Genomic DNA, 22,574 nt, shown 5'->3' on the forward strand with positions numbered 1-22,574 from the left:
TCAGCCTTTAGTAGGCTGGGGTTTTTTATTGCCCGCTAAAAACCGACCGAAGGCTCTAAATCGGGGCTCTGCATTCGACCATGGTAGCGGGAGAAATTTTTTTGAAGTCACTAGACTGCACACCTTGCTTTCGTTGCCCGAGATAACAATCCATGTACCGTGATCGTATTCGCTTGCCTTCGTTGTTGGATAAAGTGATGAGCGCCGCTGACGCTGCCGCTCTGATTGAGGACGGCATGACCGTCGGCATGAGTGGTTTCACTCGCGCCGGCGAAGCCAAAGCCGTGCCCCACGCATTGGCCGAGCGCGCCAAAATCACCCCGCTGAAAATCACGCTGATGACCGGCGCCAGCCTGGGCAACGACCTCGATAAACAGCTCACCGAAGCTGGCGTATTGTCACGACGCATGCCCTTCCAGGTCGACAGCACTCTGCGCAAAGCCATTAACGCCGGCGAAGTAATGTTCATTGACCAGCATCTGTCGGAAACCGTGGAGTCGCTGCGCAATCAGCAACTCAAGCTGCCGGACATCGCGGTGATTGAAGCCGTGGCGATCACCGAGCAGGGCCATATCGTGCCGACCACGTCGGTGGGCAACTCGGCCAGCTTCGCGATTTTCGCCAAACAGGTGATCGTCGAGATCAACCTGGCGCACAACCCGAATCTCGAAGGCCTGCACGACATCTATATCCCGACCTATCGGCCGACCCGCACACCGATTCCACTGGTAAAGGTCGACGATCGCATTGGCAGCACGGCCATCCCGATCCCGCCGGAAAAGATCGTCGCTATCGTGATCACCAATCAATCCGACTCACCGTCCACCGTACTGCCGCCGGACGTTGATACCCAAGTCATTGCCGACCACCTGATCGACTTCTTCAAGCAGGAAGTGGCTGCCGGGCGCATGACCAACAAGCTCGGCCCGCTGCAAGCCGGGATTGGCAACATCGCCAACTCGGTGATGTGCGGGTTGATCGACTCGCCGTTCGAAGACCTGACGATGTATTCCGAAGTGCTTCAGGACTCGACCTTCGACCTGATCGACGCCGGCAAGCTGAGCTTTGCTTCGGGCAGCTCGATCACCTTGTCGAGCCGTCGCAACACCGATGTTTTCGGCAACCTTGAGCGCTACAAGGACAAACTGGTCCTGCGCCCGCAAGAAATCTCCAACCACCCGGAAGTGGTGCGCCGGCTCGGCATCATCGGCATCAACACGGCGCTTGAGTTCGACTTGTACGGCAACGTCAACTCCACCCACATCTGCGGCACGCGGATGATGAACGGCATCGGCGGCTCGGGCGACTTTGCGCGCAATGCGCATTTGGCGATCTTCGTAACCAAGTCGATCGCCAAGGGCGGCGCGATCTCCAGCGTGGTGCCGATGGTCAGCCACGTTGATCACACTGAGCATGACGTCGACATCCTCGTCACCGAGATCGGTCTGGCGGACTTGCGTGGCCTGGCGCCGCGAGAACGCGCTCGGGTCATCATCGACAACTGCGTGCACCCGGACTATCGCCAGGCCCTGGATGACTACTTCACAGCCGCTTGTGCACTCGGCGGGCACACGCCGCATATCCTGCGTGACGCCCTGAGCTGGCACATAAACCTGGAAGAAACCGGGCGGATGCTCGCGGTGTAATTGGTACAGATAGCAGCTGACGCAAACACAGTTTCGTCAGCTTGCTATTGCCAGCCCAAATCCTGAATAAAACTGTACTGCTGTACCGGTCTTTTCCTACCGTAACTGCCTACCTTTTCAAGTCAATCAAGCAAAAACGCACGATTTTAGTGCATACAAGTACAGTTGCCTCAATTTTGACCAGTACACCACCCTTTAACAGTTAACTGGTCCCTCACAATACAAGTGAACTGTATCTAGAGAGACTGGCCAAACGAGAGGATCATTGGCATCAGTTAAACCACTACCTAATCCCGCCATAAGCGGAAGGATGTCAACCATGGAACGTACACTCAGTTCCGAGCTGTTTTTCGAAGACAACGCTGTAAAAACCCAGGCTTCCACGCCTCTTCGCGTTCTCGCCAACCTGATGCTGTGGCAGCGCCGCATCTCCAGCCGCCATCAACTGGCTCGTCTGGATTCGCGTCTGCTGGCTGACGCAGGGATTAGCGAAGCACAACGCTACGAAGAGCTGAGCAAGCCGTTCTGGCGCTAAGTTAGCGTCGCTGGCTCTGACCCACCGGGTCCACCGCCAGCACTCCAAATTGAAAAAACAAAGCCCGTCGTGGGAAACCCCGACGGGTTTTGTCGTTTTGGACCCTTAAAAATGGGTCATACAGTAGAGCTCTCGCTTAACAGGTACAGTTTTACTATCTAAACAACTGAACCAGTACAATTTCAGTGCAGTGTGTCTGTTGAGGAAGAAAGGACGGGATCACCATGAAATCCCGAACTGCCAGCAAAAGGACCGCGCCATGAATCACTTACTGCATGTTTCCGTTTCCATTCCTCAATCAACGCCTCGTTTCCTTTGGTTTCGTAGATTGCTGAGAGGCCTCGCCCACAGCCTTGAAAGGGCTCGAACCCGGCGTTTACTGGGCCAACTTGATGACCGGCAACTCTCAGACCTGAACATCAGCCAGGCGGATCGTCTCAACGAATTGGACACACCATTCTGGCGTTAGCTTCCTGCTTGAACAGACGGGACTGTGCGAACCGATACTCATAGGCCTATATTCAGATGGAACGTGGCGAACGCTGCACGACTGGCGTCTGAATCAACAGACACTGCGCCATCTCTCAATCGGTTTTCCCAAAGGAGTTTCACCATGTCCCGTCTTCGTCTGCTCAGCGCTGCAGCCCTGCTTGCCGTGGCCGCCAATTCCCACGCCACGAGCTTTATCGTGACCACCGACGCCGTCGTCGGCGCGCTCAAGGCCACGTCCGATGCGACCTCAGATATCACCTCTTCCTTTCGCGATGACAAAATCGTGCGCGCCGCCCGTGACGATGCTGCCAGCTTCGTGGCCAGCGAAGGCGCCATTCGTGGCGTGAAACTGGAAAGCGCACTCGACCATATTCGCCACCAGGCACCTCAGCTGAACGCGACTGACGCACAACTGGCGCAAGCCATACTGACTATCTAAGCGTCATCACTGACGTGGGACACGCCCGCCGTGTCCCAATGTTTCGGCGCTGGCTCTAGACCGGGCGTTGCGCTAGCCTTGCGACTCGTCTTCAGCTATCGAGTCTCATGCGTTTTCTTTCAAATCTGTTGATCTTTCCGCTTTTCGTGGCCATCTGCTGGGTGGGCTCCGCCCATGCCTATGACGCCTTCAATCTCTCTACACAAGGCATCGTGGCTACCGGCTACGCCTCAAGCATGGTGACCTCCGCCCCCTTCGACCGTAAGCTGCTAGTCGCGGCACACGATGACGCTGCGGCGTTCATCGCCAGTGACGGTCAACTGCGAGGAGCACAACTGGAGTCCGCCCTGATTTATCTGCGCCGGACCCAGCCAAAACTTCATGCCAGCGACCTTGAACTGGCGCAGGCAATTCTCGTCCAATAGTTATCCTTGTTCTTGCGGAGTCGTTCCATGCGTAGCCCTCTGATTGTTGCCGCCCTTGGCCTTCTGTTGTTGGCCGATGTGGCCCAGGCGCACACTCTGGTCGCCACCAGTAATATCCTCATCAATGCCACCCAACGCACGCTTGATTTCACTTCCGATACCACGACGTCCATCCGTGACTCGAAGATCGTTCGTGAAGCCCACGACGATGCGGCCAGTTTCGTCGCCAGCGATGGCGAGATTCGTGGCGCGCACCTGGAAGCGGCCTTCAACACGCTGCGCACCCGCGTACCGGAAGCCCGCGACGCCAGTGACCAGGTTCTCGCCGAAGCCATCCTCGCACTGTGAGGTCGCCAGGCGCCTGGCTGTTGGCAGGGGTCATGTTGCTGCTCGGCAACACGGCCCAGGCTGACTTGCAATTAAGGCTTAAAACCGAAGGCCTCAGCCCCGCTCAACAACAGGCCAGTCAGGCGTTGCTCGATGAAGCCATGCAGGCGCTGCCGCCGCGGTTCATCGAGCAGCTCGACCGACGCATCGACGTCGGCTGGACCGATGACATGCCGAGCAACGCTTACGGCCAGGCGTCGCTGGTGTCCGAGCTCGATCTGAACCGCAACCTGCTTGCCAGCCTCACTGACGGCAGCGCCGCGACCAAAAAGACTTATCGTCCCCATGGCACCGTGCGCCGCGAAATGCTTGCCACGGTGCTGCACGAACTCACCCACATCTATGACCGCTCGCGCCTGTGGCCAGACGCGGAGCGCACGCTGATTCAGCGCTGCACCCGGCGCAACAGCAGCTCAGGGCTGATTGGCATTCCGGATGAATGCCGCGGCCAGGTCGACCGACGCTTTACCCTCAGTGATGACCCGCGTCTGCTCGACCTCGCTGGCTGGCCACAGTATGTCGGCCGTCGTGGCGAGCGCGAACAGCACAACCGGCAAATTGCCCGCAGCCCGGACATTTACGAAACGAGCAGCCCCAAGGAGTTCGTCGCGGTCAACATGGAATATTTCCTTCTCGATCCGGCCTACGCCTGTCGCCGTCCTGCGCTGTATCGCTACTACAAAGAACATTTCGGCTGGGCGCCCGCCGCTAAAGACACCTGCGGCAAATCCTTCTCCTTCCTCAATGCCGGCAATGATTTTGCCAAAACACCACTGGGCCAGGTCGATCCGGAACGGGTCTACGCCGTCGACTATCTGCTGGCTGAAGCCAACCAGAATTGGGTCAGCCGCTGGGGTCACAGCATGTTGCGGTTGGTGATCTGTGCTCCCGGCCGACCACGTGGGCCGGATTGTCGACTCGATCTGGATCAGCACCTGGTGTTGTCCTACCGCGCCTTCGTCGGTGACGTGCAGTTGTCGAGTTGGGACGGATTGGTGGGCAAATACCCGTCGCGCCTGTTTGTCCTGCCGCTGGCACAGGTGATCGACGAATACACCAAGACCGAACTGCGCAGTCTGGCTTCGGTGCCGCTGAACCTGTCGCGCAACGAGATCGAAGACGTGGTGGAGCACGCCGCCGAAATGCACTGGAGTTACGACGGCAACTACTTCTTCCTGTCCAACAACTGCGCTGTAGAGGGCCTGAAGTTACTGCGTAGCAGCACCAACAATACAAAACTGGTCGGGTTGGACAGCATCATGCCCAACGGTTTGCTGGAGGTGCTCAAGGGCCGCGGACTGGCGGACACCAGCGTGCTGGATGATCCTCGTGAGGCGCTGCGTCTGGGCTATCGATTCGACTCCTTCCGCGATCGTTATCAAGCGATGTTCGAAGTGCTGAAGAAGCACTTGCCGATCAAGCAGGAAAAGGTCGAAGACTGGCTCGCATTGAAAGCTGAAGAGCGCCGGCAATGGATCGACCAAGCCGATTTGCGCACCAGCGCAGCATTACTGTTACTGGAGCAGGCAGCCTTCCGCCAACAATTGGTGCTGGCCCAGGACGAAGTAAAGCAGCGCTATCTGGGCGCTCGGGAACTGAAGAACGGCGGCATGGACAAGGCTAACGCGACCTTGCAGCAAATTCTTGCCAATAGCGGCTTCCTCAGCCGTCCGGCAGAGCTGCTTGGCACCGGTGGCTATGGATTGCCGCAGCCAAGTGAGTGGCAGCGTCTGGAATCGGAAAGCAGCCTGCGGCAGAAACAGCTTCAGGCGCTGACAGGCGATCTGGACAAGGAAGTGAGAGCGCTGCTCGATCCGAGCCGTGCAGCCGAGATGGCCGCCAATGAAGCCAACATGAAGCAGGTTGGCGAGCATCTGAGAAAGTTGCACAAGGCTGCGGGCGGGTTGGAGTTGCCATGATAGAAACACCGCAGGACTTGTAGCAGCTGCCGAAGGCTGCGTTCGGTTCGGCATTTTCATCAGGCCTTTCCTCACTGCACATACAGCAAAAAAGGGCTTCAGAACGTAGTCCTGAAGCCCTCGGTCTTGCTGTTTAGTCTGTGCCGCGAGGCTCTAATTCGTCTGTATCAGGAACTTTACCTTCAGCTGACGCGGGCTTTACGCACGCCGTCTGCCAGCGCCGAGCAAAGGCTCAACACACCATCAACTGCCTGATCCGGAGTCGACGCATTGGCGATGTGATCGATCAACGCCGAACCCACCACCACGCCATCAGCCAGACGCGCGATGGACGCCGCTTGATCCGGTGTACGAATACCGAAACCGATGCTGATCGGCAGATCGGTATGGCGACGCAGACGCGCAACCGCTTCTTCTACATGCTCCAGCGTCGCCGCGCCCGCACCGGTCACACCGGCGACAGACACGTAATAGACGAAGCCTGAGCTGCCGTTCAGGACAGTCGGCAGGCGCACATCATCAGTCGTCGGGGTGGTCAGACGGATGAAGTCCAGGCCGGCAGCCTGGGCCGGGTCGCACAGTTCGCCGTTATGCTCCGGCGGCAAGTCGACCACGATCAAACCGTCAACGCCGGCCTCTTTGGCGTCGGCAATGAAGCGCGGCACGCCGTACATGTGGATCGGGTTGAAGTAACCCATCAGCACCAGCGGCGTCTCGGTATTGCCTTCACGGAACTCGCGAACCATTTGCAGGGTTTTCGCCAGGTTCTGCTTGGCGCCGAGGGCGCGGATGTTGGCCAACTGAATTGCCGGGCCATCGGCCATCGGATCGGTGAAGGGCATGCCCAACTCGATCACGTCGGCACCGGCGCCAGGCAGGCCTTTGAGGATCGCCAGCGAGGTGTCATAGCTCGGGTCGCCAGCGGTCACGAAGGTCACCAGGGCGGCACGATTCTGTTCCTTGAGTTCGGCAAAACGCGTTTGCAGGCGGCTCATCAGTGTTTCTCCTGCTTGGATTGCTCTTGCTGAGAGTGTTCCATATGGTGCATCACGGTTTGCATGTCTTTGTCGCCACGACCGGACAGGTTGACCACCATCAGGTGATTTTTTGGCAGGCTCGGTGCGCGTTTGAACACTTCGGCCAGTGCATGGGCGCTTTCCAGTGCAGGAATAATCCCTTCCAGGCGGCAGCATTTGTGGAACGCGTCGAGGGCTTCGTCGTCGGTTACCGAGGTGTACTGGACGCGGCCGATGTCATGCAACCAGGCGTGTTCCGGGCCGATGCCTGGATAGTCGAGACCGGCAGAGATCGAGTGAGCGTCGATGATCTGGCCATCGTCGTCCTGCAGCAGGAAGGTACGGTTGCCGTGCAGTACGCCCGGTACGCCGCCGTTCAGGCTGGCCGCGTGCTTGCCGGTTTCAATACCGTAGCCGGCAGCTTCAACGCCGATGATCTCGACGCTTTTGTCGTCGAGGAACGGGTGGAACAGGCCCATAGCGTTGGAGCCGCCACCGATGCACGCCACCAGGCTATCCGGCAGACGACCTTCCTGGTCTTGCAGTTGAGTACGGGTTTCTTTGCCGATAACGGCCTGAAAGTCGCGAACCATCGCAGGATAAGGGTGCGGACCGGCCACAGTGCCGATCAGGTAGAAGGTGCTGTCGACGTTGGTCACCCAGTCACGCAGGGCTTCGTTCATCGCATCTTTCAGGGTGCCGGTACCGGCCACGACCGGGATCACTTCGGCGCCCAGCAGCTTCATGCGAAATACGTTGGCCTGCTGACGCTCGATGTCAGTGGTGCCCATGTAAATCACGCAATCGAGGCCAAAACGTGCAGCCACGGTGGCGGTCGCCACGCCGTGCATGCCAGCGCCGGTCTCGGCGATGATGCGTTTCTTGCCCATGCGCCGCGCCAGCAGAATCTGGCCGATGCAGTTGTTGATCTTGTGCGCGCCGGTGTGGTTCAGCTCTTCGCGCTTGAGGTAAATCTTCGCGCCGCCGCAAAACTCTGTCAGACGTTCGGCAAAGTACAGTGGACTTGGACGACCCACGTAGTCGCGCTGGAAGTAGGCCAATTCTTCTTTGAATGCAGGATCATCCTTGGCCAATTCGTATTCACGGGCCAGATCGAGAATCAACGGCATCAGGGTTTCGGCGACGTAACGGCCGCCGAACGCGCCAAACAGGCCGTTGGCGTCGGGGCCGTTGCGCAGATTAGTCTGGGTCATGGGTCGCTCCAGTGGAATGCGTGGGTTGATGCTTTTGAAGAGAGAGTGGGCTTCACTCTACCCCTGACGCCTCAGGCTGAAAACCGATAAGATCGCTGCAACCTGTCAGGAAACCTCACAGATCTCATGAGCCATGACCTTCCCCCCCTGAATGCCCTTCGGGCCTTCGAAGCGACTGCCCGCCTGAACAGCGTCAGCAAGGCGGCTGAACAGCTGCACGTCACCCATGGCGCGGTCAGTCGGCAACTCAAGGTGCTTGAAGAACACCTGGGCTTGAGCCTGTTCATCAAGGAAGGCCGCGGCCTTAAACTCACAGATGCCGGCATTCGTTTGCGCGATGCCAGCGGCGAGGCGTTCGAGCGCTTGCGGACTGTTTGTGCAGAGCTGACCCAAAGCACCGCCGATGCACCGTTCGTACTGGGTTGCTCGGGCAGCTTGTTGGCACGCTGGTTTATTCCGAGGTTGGGACGGCTGAATACCGACCTGCCGGACCTGCGCCTGCACCTGTCGGCTGGCGAGGGTGATCTCGATCCACGCCGCCCGGGACTGGACGCCTTGCTGGTGTTTGCCGAACCACCGTGGCCAGCGGACATGCAAGTCTATGAGTTGGCGAGCGAACGGATCGGCCCGGTCATGAGCCCGCGATTCGCCGGCTTCGAACGACTGCAAAACGCACCGCCCGCAGCGCTGCTGAACGAGCCATTGCTGCACACCACCTCACGCCCTCAGGCTTGGCCAAGCTGGGCACAGCAAAGCGACCTCGACGCCAAAGCGCTGAAGTACGGACAGGGTTTCGAGCATTTGTATTATTTGCTGGAGGCTGCAGTAGCCGGCCTGGGAGTGGCGATTGCGCCCGAGCCGCTGGTGGCCGAGGATTTGAAGGCCGGTCGCCTGGTTGCGCCATGGGGCTTCAGTGAAACCCCGGCGCAACTGGCGTTGTGGCTACCCAAGCGCGCCGCGGACGGCCGCGCTCGGCAACTGGCGCAGTGGCTCAAAAACGAGCTGCGCCAGACGGATTAGTCACCGCGTTTGAACAGCAGATAAGCCGCGAGCAGACCCAATGCACCGACGGCCACACCCGCTGTCGTCCAAGGGTGTTCCTGGGCGTAGTCCCGCGTGGCAATCCCGGTTTCACGGGTTTTGACTTTGACTTCTTCGTACGCATCGCTGAGCAGATGGCGCGAATGCTTCAGCGCGTTCTCGGCGTTGCTTTTCAAGACTTTAAGGGTTTTACGCGACTCGTCCGAGGCGTCGTCCTTCAGGTTTTCCAAAGACTTCAGCAGACTCTCGATCTCGGCTTCCATGCTTTGCAATGAGGCTTTACGTAAAGAGGTGTTGGCCATGGTGGCTCTCCTGCATTGATTGAGTTGCGTGTGTTGGTTGGGACTTCAGGGGTTCGAGAAAGTGCAGTAAATCTGAACTTCCACTTCGGATTGGCCGACAGAAGTAATACGAAAAATCACTGCTAGGCTGTATTTCACACCCTGAGGAGAACGCCATGACTGACCATCACACCTACAAGAAAGTCGAACTCGTCGGTTCGTCCACCAGCAGCATTGAAGACGCCATCAACAACGCACTGGCCGAGGCCAGCAAAAGCCTAAAATATATGGAATGGTTTGAAGTGACCGAAACCCGCGGGCACATCAAGGACGGTAAGGCAGCGCACTTTCAGGTGACGCTCAAAGTCGGGTTCCGGATTGCCAGTAGCTGAGTTTGAGCTAATCTTCGGAAATTGCGCGCTGGCCGAGCGCCATAGGGAATGGCAAAGCGCTACACATTTACACCCGGCTGATTGCTGGGTGCCCCTATTGACCCGACCAGGGAATGCGACCGATGAAGAATTTTATTTTGGCGGTAGGTTTGTTGAGCCTTGCGGGAACAGCTCTGGCCCAGGGCAAGTCGTGCGAAGTGCTAAAAGCCGAAATCGCCGCGAAACTGGATGCCAAAGGCATTGCTGGTTATACACTTGAAATCGTTGATAAAGGCACCGCTGCTGGCGGGAAAGTCGTCGGCACCTGTGAAAAAGGCTCCAAGGTAATCGTCTATACGAAGTAGGCTGATTCCTGCGCATATGAAACAGCCGACGCAATGACGTCGGCTTTTTTACGCTCGCTATTTGAGCGTCAGCCCTTCATGACCTGGGCCAGCAGCTCATAGGAATGCACGCGATCGGCATGTTCATACAGGTCGCAGGTAAAAATCAGCTCGTCCGCCTGGGTCTGCTCGATCAGCACTTCCAGTTTGGCGCGGATTTTCTGCGGACTGCCGACCATCGCCAGACCAAGGAAATCGCCGACCGCCTCTTTCTCATGAGGCAGCCACAGGCCGTCCATGGTTTTTACCGGCGGACGTTGCACCAGGCTCTGGCCACGCATCAACGCCAGGATGCGCTGATAGACCGAGGTCGCCAGATAATCGGCCTGCTCGTCGGTGTCGGCAGCCACCAAGGGCACACCGAGCATTACGTAGGGCTTATCCAATATTGCTGAAGGCTTGAAGTGATTGCGGTAGACGCGAATGGCCTCATGCATGAAGCGCGGTGCGAAATGTGAAGCGAAGGCGTAGGGCAAACCGCGTTCACCCGCCAGTTGTGCACTGAAAAGGCTGGAGCCCAGCAGCCAGACCGGGACGTTAGTGCCGGTGCCTGGCATTGCGATGATCCGCTGGTCCGGGGTGCGCGGGCCGAGGTAGCGCATCAGCTCCGCCACGTCTTCCGGGAAATCGTCGGCGCTGCCGGAGCGTTCACGACGCAAAGCGCGGGCGGTCATCTGGTCGGAGCCGGGTGCACGGCCCAGGCCCAGGTCGATCCGGCCCGGGTACAGGCTTTCGAGCGTGCCGAACTGCTCGGCGATCACCAGCGGCGCGTGGTTTGGCAGCATCACACCGCCCGAGCCAACACGAATGGTCGAGGTGCCGCCAGCCAGGTAGCCAAGCAGTACCGAAGTCGCCGAACTCGCAATGCCATCCATGTTGTGGTGTTCGGCAACCCAGAAACGGTTGTAGCCGAATTTTTCGACGTGCTGCGCCAGGTCCAGGGAATTGCGCAGCGACTGGGCCGCGCTGCCGTTCTCCCGCACGGGCACCAGATCGAGGGTCGAGAACTTGATATCGGACAGTCGTTTCATAAGCCTGCTTCTCCAATTGAGGGCGCAGGTTTTTTCTTACAAACGAAAACCTGCCGAATCTATAAGCGTGATTCATGCAATGAGGGCATATACCCGAGTTTCAATGGCAGAGCCAAAATTCCTACGAAATAAGAGGACCGATCAGATGAGGTGAACTTTGCACCACGGTCTGTCCTCAGAACCCTAGCAACCGAAAACCACTAAGGCGCGACGCTTCGCGCCGGATCTTGAGGAGGCAGACATGGCTATTACGAAGAAAGCATCGGCTCATTGGGAAGGTGACCTGAAAACCGGCATCGGCTCGATTTCCACGGAAACCGGTGTCCTTAGAGACGCGCCGTACGGCTTCAAGGCCCGTTTCGAAGGCGGCAAGGGCACCAATCCGGAAGAGCTGATCGGCGCAGCGCACGCGGGCTGCTTCTCCATGGCGTTTTCGATGATTCTCGGCGATGCCGGTCTCAAGGCTGACAGCATCGATACCAATGCCGAAGTCACCCTGGACCAGGTGGACGGCGGATTCGCGATCACGGCAGTGAAATTGATCCTCAAAGCGAAGATTCCTGGGGCGACTCAGGCTCAATTTGAGGAATTGAGCAATAAAGCCAAAGAAGGCTGCCCGGTTTCCAAAGTGCTGAATGCGAAAATCAGTCTGGATGCAACGTTGCTCGGCTGATAGCGGGTTATCGCGATCCCCGATAAAAGATCGCAGCCTCGGCGGGCTGCGTTCTTTTTTGCGCTGAAACAACACCTGGCTGGCGAGATTGTGGTCGAATAACTGACAGCAGCTAAAGCGCATTACCGTGCGCGCTGCCTCAAAGGAGCCTCAACCATGAAACGTTTTGCCTTGGCGGTTATCTGTTGCGCGCTGGCCACATCGGCCCTGGCGGCACCGAAATCCTGTGAAGAACTCAAGGCCGAGATTGAAGCCAAGATTCAGGCCAATAACGTCTCGTCCTACACGCTGGAAATCGTCACCAACGACGAAGTACACGATCAGAATATGGTCGTTGGCTCGTGCGAAGGCGGCACGAAGAAAATCATCTACCAGAAGAACGACCGCTGATTCACCTCACATGAGGCAATAGGACTCTCGATCTTCCGCGACGATTTCACGCTTGGCGTTGTACAACCGGGCGCCGGGGGTGAACGCTATCGAACGACCTTCGAGCACATAACGCTGGCCGGCTTCGAAATGATCGTAGTTGATGGTCAGGTAGCACAAGCGTTCCGAGGGGCCGTTCATTATGCCCAGGCCCCCACCACCAGGCACTTCAAAGTCGAATCGAACAATCAGCTCATGGCTACCGGGGGTGACCTGGAAAAAACGCCCGTCGCGCAACCGCTGATCGTCCAGGCGTTCGGCCATCAGCAATTTATCGTTGGGGAATGGCGTAGAAAACTCGACCCAGGCCATCTGCGGATTAACCGCTGGCAACGGACTCTGGCAGCCAGCAACAATGCTTGCAGCAAGTAACAGCGTAAACCTGCGCATGATGATTTTCTCAAGGACCAGTCCCTTAGAATAACGCCGATCAGGTGCGTTGGCAGCCTGCCGGTACACCCTGGCCAATCACTTTTCGCTGCTGATCATAGAGCTTTGCCCACGGCCGAAAACCAATATTCCCCGCTTTCAGCTGATACCGCTCGCCGGCATTGAAGTCGTTGAATTTCACGTTTAGCTGGCAGTCACGCCATAGCGGCTCGGCGTCTGGGCCGATGTTGGTGGGTGCGACCGGGAATTGGTAACGAACCGTCAACTCATGGCTACCGGGCTGAACCTCGAAATAGCGCTTGTCGGTGGCGGCCTTGTCGTCGACTTCCAGCGCTTGCAGCGCGGTGTCTTCCTGCTTCGAATCCAGGTCGATCCACGCTTGAGACGGATCATGGGGGGGTAATCCGAATCCAGCACAACCTGTCAGCATCAACAGGCTTCCTGTCAGCATCAACGTGCGCATAGCGGAGCTCCAGTCAGGCGGGATAGTCTTGCGGGCAGACTCTCCAAGGATGATTCATTTTGATCAGGCCGCTTCCAAGCCTTGGGTTACTTGATCGCGTTTTACGCATTTTGTTTCCGGGTGTGCTGTTTTTGTTTCTTAACGGTTGCGCCGGCGTCAGCTATTACGGCCAATTGGCCAGTGGTCAGCTGCAATTGCTGCGGGCACGCGAGCCGGTTTCCAGAGTGATTGCCGACCCCGGTCGCGATCCGCTATTGCGTGCGCACCTGACTCAATCGCAAAAGGCCCGCACGTTCGCCAGCCAGCAACTGCAGCTGCCGGATAACCAGAGTTACCGTATGTACGCCGACATTGGCCGGCCGTTCGTAGTCTGGAACGTGTTTGCCACGCCGGAATTTTCCCTGACACCCCACAACCATTGCTTCCCGATCGCCGGTTGCGTTGCCTATCGCGGTTACTACAGTCAGAACGCGGCCCGTGGTGAAGCTGCGCTGCAACGATTGCAAGGTATGGACGTGTCGATCGGCGGCGTCGAGGCTTATTCGACGCTCGGCTGGTTCAACGATCCGATTATCAGTTCGATGATGGCCTGGGGTGACGAACGATTGGCCACGCTGATCTTCCATGAACTGGCGCATCAACGTGTTTATGTGAAGGACGACACCGAGTTCAATGAGTCTTTCGCCACCTTCGTCGAGCAGGAAGGCACCCGCCAATGGCGTGCATTCCGCGGCCTGGCGCCAAGCAGCGGCGCGCAGTTGCAGCAACGGGACCAGTTCATTCAATTGGTTCTGGATACCCGCACGCGACTTGAACGGCTGTACACCCTGCCCCTGCCCGACGACCAGATGCGCCAGCGCAAAGCCGACGAGTTCGAACGATTGCGGGGTGAATACCGGCAACTGCGCGACAGCCAATGGGCTGGGGACAAACGCTATGACGCGTGGATCAATGCGCCGATGAACAATGCCCGCCTGTTGCCATTTGGGCTGTACGACCAATGGGTGCCGGCGTTTGCGGCATTGTTCAGGCAGGTGGGCGGGGATTGGGTGAAGTTTTATGCATCGGTCGAGAAGCTCGGCGCGTTGCCGGTTGTGGAGCGCAAGGCGGCGTTGAAAGCACTAGTAGATAAGATCTCCGTCGACTGAACTGCCGCCATCGCGGGCAAGTCGGATCGCCGCACCGCTTGCTCCTACAGGAAATACGCGGTTCCTGTAGGAGCAAGGCTTGCCCGCGATGGCGTCCGCAAGTAGTCGCTAGCGTTGGCTCACAACCAAATAGCATCCCATAGCGGATAATCCCCTACCTTCTCGACCAAGCCCGCGCGTAATGGATTGGCGACGATGTATCGCGCAACCGCCTGTAGATCTTCTACTTTGCGAATGGCGCGATCGTGGAATCCCGGCTGCCAAATCGGACCTTCTCTCTGAAGCGCCCGATTTAATGTGACCGTTGTGCGTGATTTCGTGCGGGCCATCAGTGTCGGCAAGGGAATGTTTTGAAGTTCGATAAGCCAATGGAAATGATCAGGCATGACAACCCAGGCCAATGAGGTGGCGAATTGCTCTTGTTGCGCCTTTTGAAATGCATCGACTACTAATCGACCCGTTTGAAAACTGGAAAAAACAGGCTGACGGTTTCGGACGACGGCTGTCAGCAAATAGATTTGCCCCTCCTCTGAGTAACGTCCGGAGCGTAGTCGGTGGGCATGATGCTGGCTTGGCATTGATGATCCTCCTTGATCGTGGCCTGAGTCAGAGAGGCTAGAACGGCAAAAGAGAATGGGTGGTAAAACAGTTGCTCAGGATGTGTCGGCAAAGGCGCCATCGCGGGCAAGCCTTGCTCCTACAGATTCTCGTCAAGTCGCAATGGTGGGCACGACGCGCCCCCGTAGGAGCAAAGCTCGCTCGCGATGGCGGTTTAATTAGCGCTGCAAAAACGCCTGATGCAGCTCTTCCAGCGTCTCGAAGTGATAAGCCGGGGCTTCTGCACTCAACTCTTCCAGACTGCCAAAACCGTAACCCACCGCCGCCGCATCCAGTCCGTTACTGCGCGCGCCGATCAGATCGTGTTTACGATCGCCGATCATCAGGGTGTTGGCCGGGTCCAGGCCTTCTTCGGCCATCAAGTGGGCGATCAGCTCGACTTTGTTGGTCCGGGTTCCATCCAGCTCGCTGCCGTAGATCACTTTGAAGTGCTTGGCGAAGTCGAAGTGCCGGGCAATTTCCCGGGCAAAAATCCACGGCTTTGACGTCGCGATGTACAGCTGTCGCCCTTGCCCGCCGAGGGTTTCCAGCAATGGTGTGACGCCGTCGAATACGCGGTTCTCGTACAGGCCGGTGACCTTGAAGCGTTCGCGATAGTAGCTCACCGCTTCCCAGGCCTTGGGCTCGTCGAAGTCGTAGAACTGCATGAACGCCTGCAACAACGGCGGGCCGATAAAGTGTTCAAGTTTGGTCAGGTCAGGTTCATCGATGCCCAGTTTGCTCAAGGCGAACTGGATCGAACGGGTGATGCCCTCGCGTGGATCGGTCAGGGTGCCATCGAGGTCGAACAATACGGTTTGGTAATGCATGTTGAATCCTGAATAAGGGCGCAGGGTCAGAGCTGGTCGTAGCCTTCGGCCAGATGCAAATTCTTGAGCTTCACGTAGTTCGCCGCGCTGTAGGTGAAAAAGGCTTTTTCCTTGTCAGTCAGTGGCCGAACCTGCTTCACCGGGCTGCCCACATAAAGGAAGCCGCTTTCCAGGCGTTTACCCGGGGGCACCAGGCTGCCAGCCCCGATAATCACGTCGTCCTCGACCACCGCACCGTCCATGACGATGCTACCCATGCCGATCAGAATCCGATTGCCCACAGTGCAGCCGTGGAGCATGACTTTATGCGCGATGGTCACATCGTCGCCAATCAGCAACGGAAAGCCATCGGGATTGAACGGCCCGGCATGGGTGATGTGCAGCACACAGCCGTCCTGCACGCTGGTACGCGCGCCGATACGGATGCGGTGCATGTCGCCACGAATCACCGTCAGAGGCCAGACCGAGCTGTCTTCGCCGATTTCAACGTCGCCGATCACCACCGCCGAACCGTCGACAAAGGCGCCTTTGCCCAGTAGCGGCGTGTGGTTTTGATACTTGCGAAGGGTCACGATAGGCTCTCTCTCTTTTGCTGATAGCTGCGGTGAGCGTCGATTGTAATTAAGATGGCGCAATGTTTCTTCCAGCCAAGGTGCCAACCGTGAGCGTGAACAACCCTCTTTTGCAGTCCTACGACCTGCCGCCGTTCTCGGCGATCCGTGCCGAACACGTGCAACCGGCCATCGAACAAATCCTGGCTGACAACCGCGCCGCCATTATCGAGATCCTCAAAACCCAGGGCAAACAACCGACCTGGGCCGGCCTGGTGTTGGCGATGGACGAGCTGAATGATCGACTGGGCGCGGCCTGGAGCCCGGTCAGCCACCTGAATGCCGTGTGCAACAGCGCCGAATTGCGCGAAGCCTACGAGTCCTGCCTGCCGGCCTTGAGCGCCTACTCCACCGAACTGGGCCAGAACCGCGAGTTGTTCGAGGCGTTCGAAGCGCTGGCTAACAGTCCCGAAGCTGCCGGTTTCGAGGTGGCGCAGAAAACTATCCTGGAACACTCCCTGCGTGACTTCCGTCTGTCGGGTATCGACCTGCCGGAAGCCGAACAAAAACGATACGCCGAAGTGCAGAGCAAATTGTCGGAGCTGGGCAGCCGCTTCTCCAACCAACTGCTCGACGCCACTCAGGCCTGGACCAAGCACGTCACTGACGAAGCTTCACTCGCCGGCCTGACCGATTCGGCCAAGGCGCAAATGGCCGCGGCGGCACAGGCCAAAGGCCTGGAAGGCTTCCTGATCACCCTGGAATTCCCGAGCTACTACGCGGTGATGACCTACGCCCACGACCGCGCTCTGCGCGAAGAAGTCTACGCCGCCTACTGCACCCGTGCGTCGGACCAAGGCCCGAATGCCGGTCAGAACGATAACGGCCCGGTCATGGAAGAAATCCTCGACCTGCGTCAGGAACTTGCAAAACTCTTGGGCTTCGCCAGCTTCTCGGAGCTGAGCCTGGCCACCAAAATGGCCGAATCCAGCGATCAGGTGCTGAGTTTCCTGCGCGATCTGGCCAAGCGCAGCAAGCCGTTTGCCGCCCTGGATCTGGAACAGCTCAAGGCCTACGCCGCCGAACAAGGCTGCCCTGACCTGCAAAGCTGGGACAGCGGTTTTTACGGTGAAAAACTTCGCGAACAGCGCTACAGCGTCGCCCAGGAAACCCTTCGCGCTTACTTCCCGATCGACAAAGTGCTGGGCGGTCTGTTTGCTATCGTCCAGCGTCTGTACGGCATCGAAATCGCCGAGCAGAAAGGCTTCGACACCTGGCACCCAGATGTTCGCCTGTTCGAAATCAAGGAAAACGGCCAGCACGTCGGCCGCTTCTTCTTCGACCTCTACGCCCGCGCCAACAAGCGTGGCGGTGCCTGGATGGACGGTGCCCGTGACCGTCGCCGCACGATCAGCGGCGTATTGCAAAGTCCGGTGGCGAACCTGGTGTGCAACTTCACCCCGGCCGACAGCGGCAAACCAGCCCTGCTGACCCACGATGAAGTGACCACCCTGTTCCACGAATTCGGCCACGGCCTGCACCACCTGTTGACCCGCGTTGAACACGCCGGCGTATCCGGCATCAACGGCGTGGCCTGGGATGCGGTCGAGCTGCCAAGCCAGTTCATGGAGAACTGGTGCTGGGAGCCGGAAGGTCTGGCGCTGATTTCCGGTCACTACGAAACCGGCGAACCACTGCCTCAGGACCTGCTGGAGAAAATGCTCGCGGCGAAGAACTTCCAGTCCGGCCTGATGATGGTCCGTCAGCTGGAGTTCTCGCTGTTCGACTTTGACCTGCACGCCACTCACGGTGACGGCCGTAGCGTGGCGCAGGTACTTGAAGGTGTGCGCGACGAGGTCTCGGTCATGCGTCCACCCGCCTACAACCGTTTCCCGAACAGCTTTGCGCACATCTTCGCCGGCGGTTATGCGGCGGGCTACTACAGCTACAAATGGGCGGAAGTGCTGTCGGCGGATGCCTTCTCAAAATTCGAAGAAGAAGGCGTGCTCAACGCCGAGACCGGCCGCGCCTTCCGCGAAGCGATCCTGGCACGCGGTGGCTCCCAGGAACCGATGGTGCTGTTCGTCGACTTCCGCGGACGCCCGCCGTCGATTGACGCACTCTTGCGCCACAGCGGCCTGAGTGAGGTCGCGGCAGCATGAGCGAGGGGCCTGTGAAGACGAAAAAACGCTTTATCGCCGGGGCGGTCTGCCCGGCGTGCAGCGAACCGGACAAATTGATGATGTGGAGCGAAGACGACGTCCCGCACCGCGAGTGCGTGGCCTGCGGTTATTCGGACACGCTGAATGAACAAGGCCTGTCCGTGCCCAAGGAATTAGGCACGCGGGTCAACATTTCGGCGCTGAAGGCGCCCGACGCCAAGGTTCAGGCCGTGCAGTTTTTCCCGAACCCGAAGCTGAAGAAAAAGCCTGACGAGCAACATTGAGTCACTGCCACCTCCACACCTGGCGGTGTGGAGGTGGTAACTATCTAACGCCTTTCCCCTGCGCTTCCTTTATAGGCTGACCGAATTCAGCCTCTACTCAAGGAAGACGCCATGCCCGATACCAATCCGCTTTTACAGGCCTGGGACCTGCCGCCCTGGTCGGAGGTCCGCACCGAACACCTCGTGCCGGCAATCACAGCCATCATTACCGACAACCGGCAGGTCATTGCCGAAACCATCACCAGCCAATCCGTATTCCCCAATTGGGATGACCTGGTTCTGGCCATCGATGAAATCGATGCGCGCCTGGGCGAGGCTTTGGGCATCATCCAGATCCTGTCGATGGCGAAACACAACGATACCGCCTGGAGCACGGCAACTGCCGCATGCAACGACGCTGGGGCGCAGTACCGATCCGAAAGAATGCGCAATCGTCCGTTGTTTGATGCATACCAGCGGTTGGCGAACAGTTCGATCGCCCTCAACTTCGATGAACCGCGCAAGGCCGCACTGGCCAAGATTCTGCGCAAATTTCAATTGTCGGGAATCGACTTGCCACTGGCACAACGGGAACAGTTGGCCCGGTTGAACCTCGACATCGATCGGCTCGAAGAGCTGTTTCTCATCCATCTGAAAAGCGCCAACGCTGCATGGACCAAGCACGTCGATGACGTTGCGGTACTGGAAGGTTTATACCCCACCGTAAAAGATCGTCTGATGCGCCTGGCCAAAGGGGCAGGACATGACGGCTGGCTGATTCCCCTGGACCACAACACCTACCAGCAAATCATGAGGCATGCCGAAAATCGGGCATTGCGAGAGGAGTATTTCGTGGCGTACTCCACGCGCGCGTCCGATCAAGGCCCGCATGCCGACGAGTTCGATAATGATCCTGTACTGACGTTGCTGCTTTCGCTGCGCCACCAGAAAGCCGAACTGCTAGGTTTCGATAATTTCGCGCAACTGCGTCTGGCCACCGCAGCGGCCGAGTCCACCCATCAAGTTCGTAGTTTCCTGCGTCGGCAAGTGGCATTGAACACACCGCCCCTTGCACGGGATTCAAAGGAGCTGCAAGAGTTTGCGCTCGAACGGGGCATCTCTGAAGTACACGCCTGGGACCACGAATTTCTCGCTGAACAACTGCGCCACCATCATTTCCCTGATGCCCTGAAGAATCTGCGCGACTATTTTCCCCTGGACGGCACCTTGCGACGACTCTGCTTGTTCTGCGAACGCCTGTTCGGGATCCGGATCCTCGAGCAAGCTGAATTCAGTCGCTGGCATAACGACGTGCGCCTGCTTGAGATCAGCGAGCATGGTCAGACCATCGGGCATATCTATCTTGACCCGTTCCACCGCAAAGAAGCTCCGGATTACGCCTGGACCGGCACACTGCGAAACCGACGAATAACCGCCGAAGGCCGCGTAGCGCTGCCGATTGCCGATCTGCACTGCAACTTCACGCCTGGGGTCGACGGCCATCCGTGCCTGCTTGAGCACGAGGATCTGCGGGTGCTTTTTCATGAGTTCGGTCATTGTCTGCAACACGTGCTGACGAGTTCGCCGCATCACAACCTTTCCGGCATTTCCCAACTGGGGCGCGATACGGTGGAGTTCGCCGGGCAAGTATTCGAGCAGTGGTGCCTGTCACGGGAGTTTCTATTATGGCTGGGTGCCCACCACCAAAGCGGTGAACGTTTGACCGAGGCGCGGGTAGACGCAGCACTGGCAGCCCTCGAAACCCAGACCAGCCGACAAACCGCACTCTTGCTGACGGGTGCAATGTTCGATTTCGACGCGCACCACAGCCAAGGCGATGGTCGTAGCACCCAGCAAATATTCGAAGACGTTCAGCGGGAGGTTCCCCACGTGCAACTGCCGTCTTATTGTCGGTTCGCAAACAGCTTTGACTACATGGTGACCGGTTACGCAGCCTCCGTTTACGCCTACACCTGGTCAGGCGTATTGGCCATCGAAGCCTTCAAGCGATTCCGTCAGGATTGGGTCTTCAATGCGCAAACAGGGCGAGCCTTTCGCGAGGCGTCTTTTTCTCCGGGCGATTCGCGCTCCTTGCTGACCGCCCTGGAAGCGTTTCTTGAACGGCCGATCGCCGAAGATCTGTTCGCGCTTTCGTCAGAGGCCGTTGCCCGCTGAGGCAACGGTTATTCGACATGGGCCGATTTGAACCAGCTCTTCATCGAACAACTGGCGAACGGGCTCGTGCTGCAATCACCGTTGGCCAGCGCGGTGCGGAGCTTGTCGACATCGACCTGCATCATGTAGCGGACGCCTTCCTTGAAATGAGTGCTGTCACCAAAGCCGCCCTGGGTCATTTCGTTCAGGGCGTCTTCCTTGCTCCAGCCTTGCAACACGACCCGGTACATGGCCGCCATCAAGCCCGTGCGGTCCGAACCATGTTTGCAGTGCATCAGCACCGGCCCCTTGGCTTCGGCAGTCTGGATAGTACGAAGGACTTTGAGTACATCCGCGTCATCCACATGGTTGGTGCGATAGGGCAGCTGTACCTGTGCGATCCCTGGCGTCGACAACCAACTGGAGTCCGACTCGGGCAGAAACGTGATAACCGTCCCGACCTTGAGCTTTTCCAGTAACGGCACCGCACCGCTGTCGGGCAATGCACTGCGATAGAGCGTCGGGGACATATTGAAAAGGTTGTATTGCACCTCGACTGATTGAGCCCACTCCGCAGGTCGGGGCAACGCACTGTCGTCGGCAAAGGCCAGCGTCAGGTTCAAAAGTGCGGCCAGCGACAGGCAAATCGCTGGGATACAACGCGGTAGAGACATGCTCGGGGTGACCATTCAGAAAGAATCGGGAAGATGACGCTCAGCTTCAACCACGAGCAGTCAAAGGCCTGTGACCCGTCTGTCAAAGAATCGTGAATCGACCGACCGCCTCGTGGCAAAACCGAGGTTTTTTAGCTGAATCGGTTCATCTTTATGCTTAGCCTGCTACCATTTGTTTCTTCATATTACCGATGCGCCCTCTTGCTCCCCACTTGGTGGCGATCTGCATCGGTACCAAAACGAAAAGTCGTCCTGCGAGACGGCTGAAAAACCGCTATGCCTGATGAGGTGCCACCCTATGTCCGATCAAGATCGAGACAACCCGCGGCGTGAGTTTTTGCGCAAATCCCTGACCTTGATCCCGGTGGTCACCATTGCCAGCACCGGTCTGGGCAGCACGGTCCTGATGGCCGCGCCCGAAGCAGCTCCGGCCAATGCCGGCAAAGCGCCGGTCATCACCAGCACCTATGAACCCAGCTACTTCACCGCCGAAGAATGGACGTTCATCCAGGCGGCTGTCGCCCAGCTGATTCCGAGCGATGCCCAAGGGCCAGGCGCCCTGGAAGCCGGTGTGCCCGAATACATCGACCGCCAGATGAACACGCCTTACGCGGCCGGTGCGCTGTGGTTCATGCAGGGACCGTTCAACGCAGACGCTGCTCCGGAAATGGGCTGGCAGAGCAAACTGGTGCCCAAAGAGATTTATCGCCTGGGCATCGCCGCCACGGATGCTTGGTCGAAAGCATTCAACGGTAAAGTATTTGCTGAGCAAGACAGCGCTACCCGAGACGATTTGCTCAAGCAACTCGAGGCCGGAAAACCTCAGTTCGACAGTGTCCCAGCGAAGATTTTCTTCAACCTGATGCTGCAAAACACCAAAGAAGGGTTCTTCTGCGACCCGATTCACGGTGGCAACAAAGGTATGGTCGGCTGGACCATGATCGGCTTCCCCGGCGCCCGCGCCGATTTCATGGATTGGGTGGAACGCAACGAGCAATACCCCTTCCCGGCAGTTTCGATTCGCGGCGAGAGGGCGTAA

Annotated in this window: 27 protein-coding genes; 17 read left to right on the top strand and 10 right to left on the bottom strand. The window is 58.1% G+C overall.

Translation table 11 applies throughout. The features are described from left to right. Positions 1 to 152 precede the first annotated feature (152 nt). The 7 genes from ACYZUA_RS01860 to ACYZUA_RS01890 all read left to right on the top strand — a co-directional run bounded on the left by ACYZUA_RS01860 (position 153) and on the right by ACYZUA_RS01890 (position 5,843). Complete coding sequence (locus ACYZUA_RS01860) at positions 153 to 1,646, top strand: acetyl-CoA hydrolase/transferase family protein (RefSeq protein ID WP_461961858.1); 1,494 nt, start codon at positions 153 to 155, stop codon at positions 1,644 to 1,646. Between the two features lie 319 nt (positions 1,647 to 1,965). After that, positions 1,966 to 2,181: a DUF1127 domain-containing protein gene (locus ACYZUA_RS01865; protein WP_008154465.1), complete on the top strand. Its 216-nt coding sequence runs from the start codon at positions 1,966 to 1,968 to the stop codon at positions 2,179 to 2,181. Between the two features lie 259 nt (positions 2,182 to 2,440). Beyond that, positions 2,441 to 2,650, top strand: coding sequence for a DUF1127 domain-containing protein (locus ACYZUA_RS01870; RefSeq protein ID WP_461961859.1), 210 nt, complete (start codon positions 2,441 to 2,443; stop codon positions 2,648 to 2,650). Between the two features lie 144 nt (positions 2,651 to 2,794). After that, a complete protein-coding gene (locus ACYZUA_RS01875) occupies positions 2,795 to 3,112 on the top strand; it encodes a DUF2388 domain-containing protein (RefSeq protein WP_461961860.1) in 318 nt (105 codons plus the stop codon). 107 nt (positions 3,113 to 3,219) lie between these two features. Beyond that, the gene (locus ACYZUA_RS01880; protein WP_461961861.1) at positions 3,220 to 3,537 is read left to right on the top strand and encodes a DUF2388 domain-containing protein; all 318 of its coding nucleotides are present in this window, start codon (positions 3,220 to 3,222) and stop codon (positions 3,535 to 3,537) included. Positions 3,538 to 3,564: 27 nt separating this feature from the next. After that, positions 3,565 to 3,885: a DUF2388 domain-containing protein gene (locus ACYZUA_RS01885; RefSeq protein WP_461961862.1), complete on the top strand. Its 321-nt coding sequence runs from the start codon at positions 3,565 to 3,567 to the stop codon at positions 3,883 to 3,885. Further along, positions 3,882 to 5,843 carry a DUF7844 domain-containing protein gene (locus ACYZUA_RS01890; protein WP_461961863.1) on the top strand — a complete coding sequence of 654 codons (1,962 nt, stop codon included), beginning with the start codon at positions 3,882 to 3,884 and terminating at the stop codon, positions 5,841 to 5,843. Before ACYZUA_RS01885 ends, ACYZUA_RS01890 begins: the two co-directional genes overlap by 4 nt. A gap of 182 nt (positions 5,844 to 6,025) precedes the next feature. On the opposite strand, the gene trpA is transcribed toward ACYZUA_RS01890, so the two are convergent. Together trpA and trpB are read right to left on the bottom strand one after the other, a co-directional pair. Continuing rightward, entirely contained in the window at positions 6,026 to 6,838 is an 813-nt protein-coding gene (gene trpA, locus ACYZUA_RS01895; RefSeq protein WP_461961864.1) for a tryptophan synthase subunit alpha, read from the bottom strand. After that, the gene (gene trpB / locus ACYZUA_RS01900) at positions 6,838 to 8,073 is read right to left on the bottom strand and encodes a tryptophan synthase subunit beta (RefSeq protein WP_461961865.1); all 1,236 of its coding nucleotides are present in this window, start codon (positions 8,071 to 8,073) and stop codon (positions 6,838 to 6,840) included. Before trpB ends, trpA begins: the two co-directional genes overlap by 1 nt. Before the next feature lie 126 nt (positions 8,074 to 8,199). Between trpB and ACYZUA_RS01905 the strand changes: the two genes are divergently transcribed. Continuing rightward, positions 8,200 to 9,093, top strand: a complete 894-nt coding sequence (locus ACYZUA_RS01905) for a LysR family transcriptional regulator (protein WP_461961866.1) — start codon at positions 8,200 to 8,202, stop codon at positions 9,091 to 9,093. Here ACYZUA_RS01905 and ACYZUA_RS01910 read toward each other — a convergent pair. Continuing rightward, positions 9,090 to 9,416, bottom strand: a complete 327-nt coding sequence (locus ACYZUA_RS01910; RefSeq protein ID WP_074872366.1) for an ElaB/YgaM/YqjD family protein — start codon at positions 9,414 to 9,416, stop codon at positions 9,090 to 9,092. The two genes, ACYZUA_RS01905 and ACYZUA_RS01910, sit on opposite strands and share 4 nt — an antisense overlap. Positions 9,417 to 9,571: 155 nt before the next feature. On the opposite strand from ACYZUA_RS01910, the gene ACYZUA_RS01915 reads away from it, so the two are divergent. Next, on the top strand, positions 9,572 to 9,787 hold the full coding sequence (locus tag ACYZUA_RS01915) for a dodecin (RefSeq protein ID WP_008027736.1): 216 nt from the start codon (positions 9,572 to 9,574) through the stop codon (positions 9,785 to 9,787). Between the two features lie 122 nt (positions 9,788 to 9,909). Beyond that, complete coding sequence (locus ACYZUA_RS01920) at positions 9,910 to 10,131, top strand: DUF1161 domain-containing protein (protein WP_461961867.1); 222 nt, start codon at positions 9,910 to 9,912, stop codon at positions 10,129 to 10,131. 68 nt (positions 10,132 to 10,199) lie between these two features. On the opposite strand, the gene ACYZUA_RS01925 is transcribed toward ACYZUA_RS01920, so the two are convergent. Next, the gene (locus tag ACYZUA_RS01925; protein WP_046044846.1) at positions 10,200 to 11,201 is read right to left on the bottom strand and encodes an LLM class flavin-dependent oxidoreductase; all 1,002 of its coding nucleotides are present in this window, start codon (positions 11,199 to 11,201) and stop codon (positions 10,200 to 10,202) included. Between the two features lie 241 nt (positions 11,202 to 11,442). On the opposite strand from ACYZUA_RS01925, the gene ACYZUA_RS01930 reads away from it, so the two are divergent. Beyond that, positions 11,443 to 11,874: an OsmC family protein gene (locus ACYZUA_RS01930; RefSeq protein ID WP_461961868.1), complete on the top strand. Its 432-nt coding sequence runs from the start codon at positions 11,443 to 11,445 to the stop codon at positions 11,872 to 11,874. Between the two features lie 156 nt (positions 11,875 to 12,030). Beyond that, positions 12,031 to 12,264, top strand: a complete 234-nt coding sequence (locus tag ACYZUA_RS01935) for a DUF1161 domain-containing protein (RefSeq protein WP_258698414.1) — start codon at positions 12,031 to 12,033, stop codon at positions 12,262 to 12,264. 6 nt (positions 12,265 to 12,270) lie between these two features. Here the strand turns inward: ACYZUA_RS01935 and ACYZUA_RS01940 are convergent, their stop codons facing one another. Further along, positions 12,271 to 12,693 carry a PA0061/PA0062 family lipoprotein gene (locus ACYZUA_RS01940; RefSeq protein ID WP_461961869.1) on the bottom strand — a complete coding sequence of 141 codons (423 nt, stop codon included), beginning with the start codon at positions 12,691 to 12,693 and terminating at the stop codon, positions 12,271 to 12,273. Between the two features lie 40 nt (positions 12,694 to 12,733). Further along, positions 12,734 to 13,156, bottom strand: coding sequence for a PA0061/PA0062 family lipoprotein (locus ACYZUA_RS01945; protein WP_461961870.1), 423 nt, complete (start codon positions 13,154 to 13,156; stop codon positions 12,734 to 12,736). A gap of 59 nt (positions 13,157 to 13,215) precedes the next feature. On the opposite strand from ACYZUA_RS01945, the gene ACYZUA_RS01950 reads away from it, so the two are divergent. Next, entirely contained in the window at positions 13,216 to 14,304 is a 1,089-nt protein-coding gene (locus ACYZUA_RS01950) for an aminopeptidase (protein ID WP_461961871.1), read from the top strand. Between the two features lie 119 nt (positions 14,305 to 14,423). Here ACYZUA_RS01950 and ACYZUA_RS01955 read toward each other — a convergent pair whose 3' ends face one another. The 3 genes from ACYZUA_RS01955 to ACYZUA_RS01965 all read right to left on the bottom strand — a co-directional run bounded on the left by ACYZUA_RS01955 (position 14,424) and on the right by ACYZUA_RS01965 (position 16,303). Further along, positions 14,424 to 14,882, bottom strand: a complete 459-nt coding sequence (locus ACYZUA_RS01955) for an REP-associated tyrosine transposase (RefSeq protein ID WP_461961872.1) — start codon at positions 14,880 to 14,882, stop codon at positions 14,424 to 14,426. A gap of 198 nt (positions 14,883 to 15,080) precedes the next feature. Further along, on the bottom strand, positions 15,081 to 15,731 hold the full coding sequence (locus ACYZUA_RS01960) for an HAD family hydrolase (protein WP_461961873.1): 651 nt from the start codon (positions 15,729 to 15,731) through the stop codon (positions 15,081 to 15,083). Positions 15,732 to 15,757: 26 nt separating this feature from the next. Further along, positions 15,758 to 16,303: a gamma carbonic anhydrase family protein gene (locus ACYZUA_RS01965; RefSeq protein WP_415758460.1), complete on the bottom strand. Its 546-nt coding sequence runs from the start codon at positions 16,301 to 16,303 to the stop codon at positions 15,758 to 15,760. Positions 16,304 to 16,365: 62 nt separating this feature from the next. Here ACYZUA_RS01965 and prlC point away from each other — a divergent pair, with 62 nt between their 5' ends. The 3 genes from prlC (at position 16,366) to ACYZUA_RS01980 (ending at position 20,882) form a co-directional block, all read left to right on the top strand. Then, positions 16,366 to 18,444, top strand: a complete 2,079-nt coding sequence (gene prlC, locus ACYZUA_RS01970; RefSeq protein WP_461961874.1) for an oligopeptidase A — start codon at positions 16,366 to 16,368, stop codon at positions 18,442 to 18,444. Continuing rightward, positions 18,441 to 18,728 carry a YheV family putative zinc ribbon protein gene (locus ACYZUA_RS01975; RefSeq protein WP_461961875.1) on the top strand — a complete coding sequence of 96 codons (288 nt, stop codon included), beginning with the start codon at positions 18,441 to 18,443 and terminating at the stop codon, positions 18,726 to 18,728. The genes prlC and ACYZUA_RS01975 overlap by 4 nt, the downstream gene beginning before the upstream one ends. A gap of 111 nt (positions 18,729 to 18,839) precedes the next feature. Continuing rightward, on the top strand, positions 18,840 to 20,882 hold the full coding sequence (locus tag ACYZUA_RS01980) for a M3 family metallopeptidase (protein WP_461961876.1): 2,043 nt from the start codon (positions 18,840 to 18,842) through the stop codon (positions 20,880 to 20,882). 8 nt (positions 20,883 to 20,890) lie between these two features. On the opposite strand, the gene ACYZUA_RS01985 is transcribed toward ACYZUA_RS01980, so the two are convergent. Next, on the bottom strand, positions 20,891 to 21,535 hold the full coding sequence (locus ACYZUA_RS01985; protein WP_461961877.1) for a phosphatase domain-containing protein: 645 nt from the start codon (positions 21,533 to 21,535) through the stop codon (positions 20,891 to 20,893). 298 nt (positions 21,536 to 21,833) lie between these two features. On the opposite strand from ACYZUA_RS01985, the gene ACYZUA_RS01990 reads away from it, so the two are divergent. Continuing rightward, positions 21,834 to 22,574 (top strand): gluconate 2-dehydrogenase subunit 3 family protein, encoded by a 741-nt coding sequence (locus ACYZUA_RS01990; RefSeq protein ID WP_461961878.1) that lies wholly within the window; start codon positions 21,834 to 21,836, stop codon positions 22,572 to 22,574.

Source organism: Pseudomonas sp. LS2P72 (assembly GCF_054897865.1).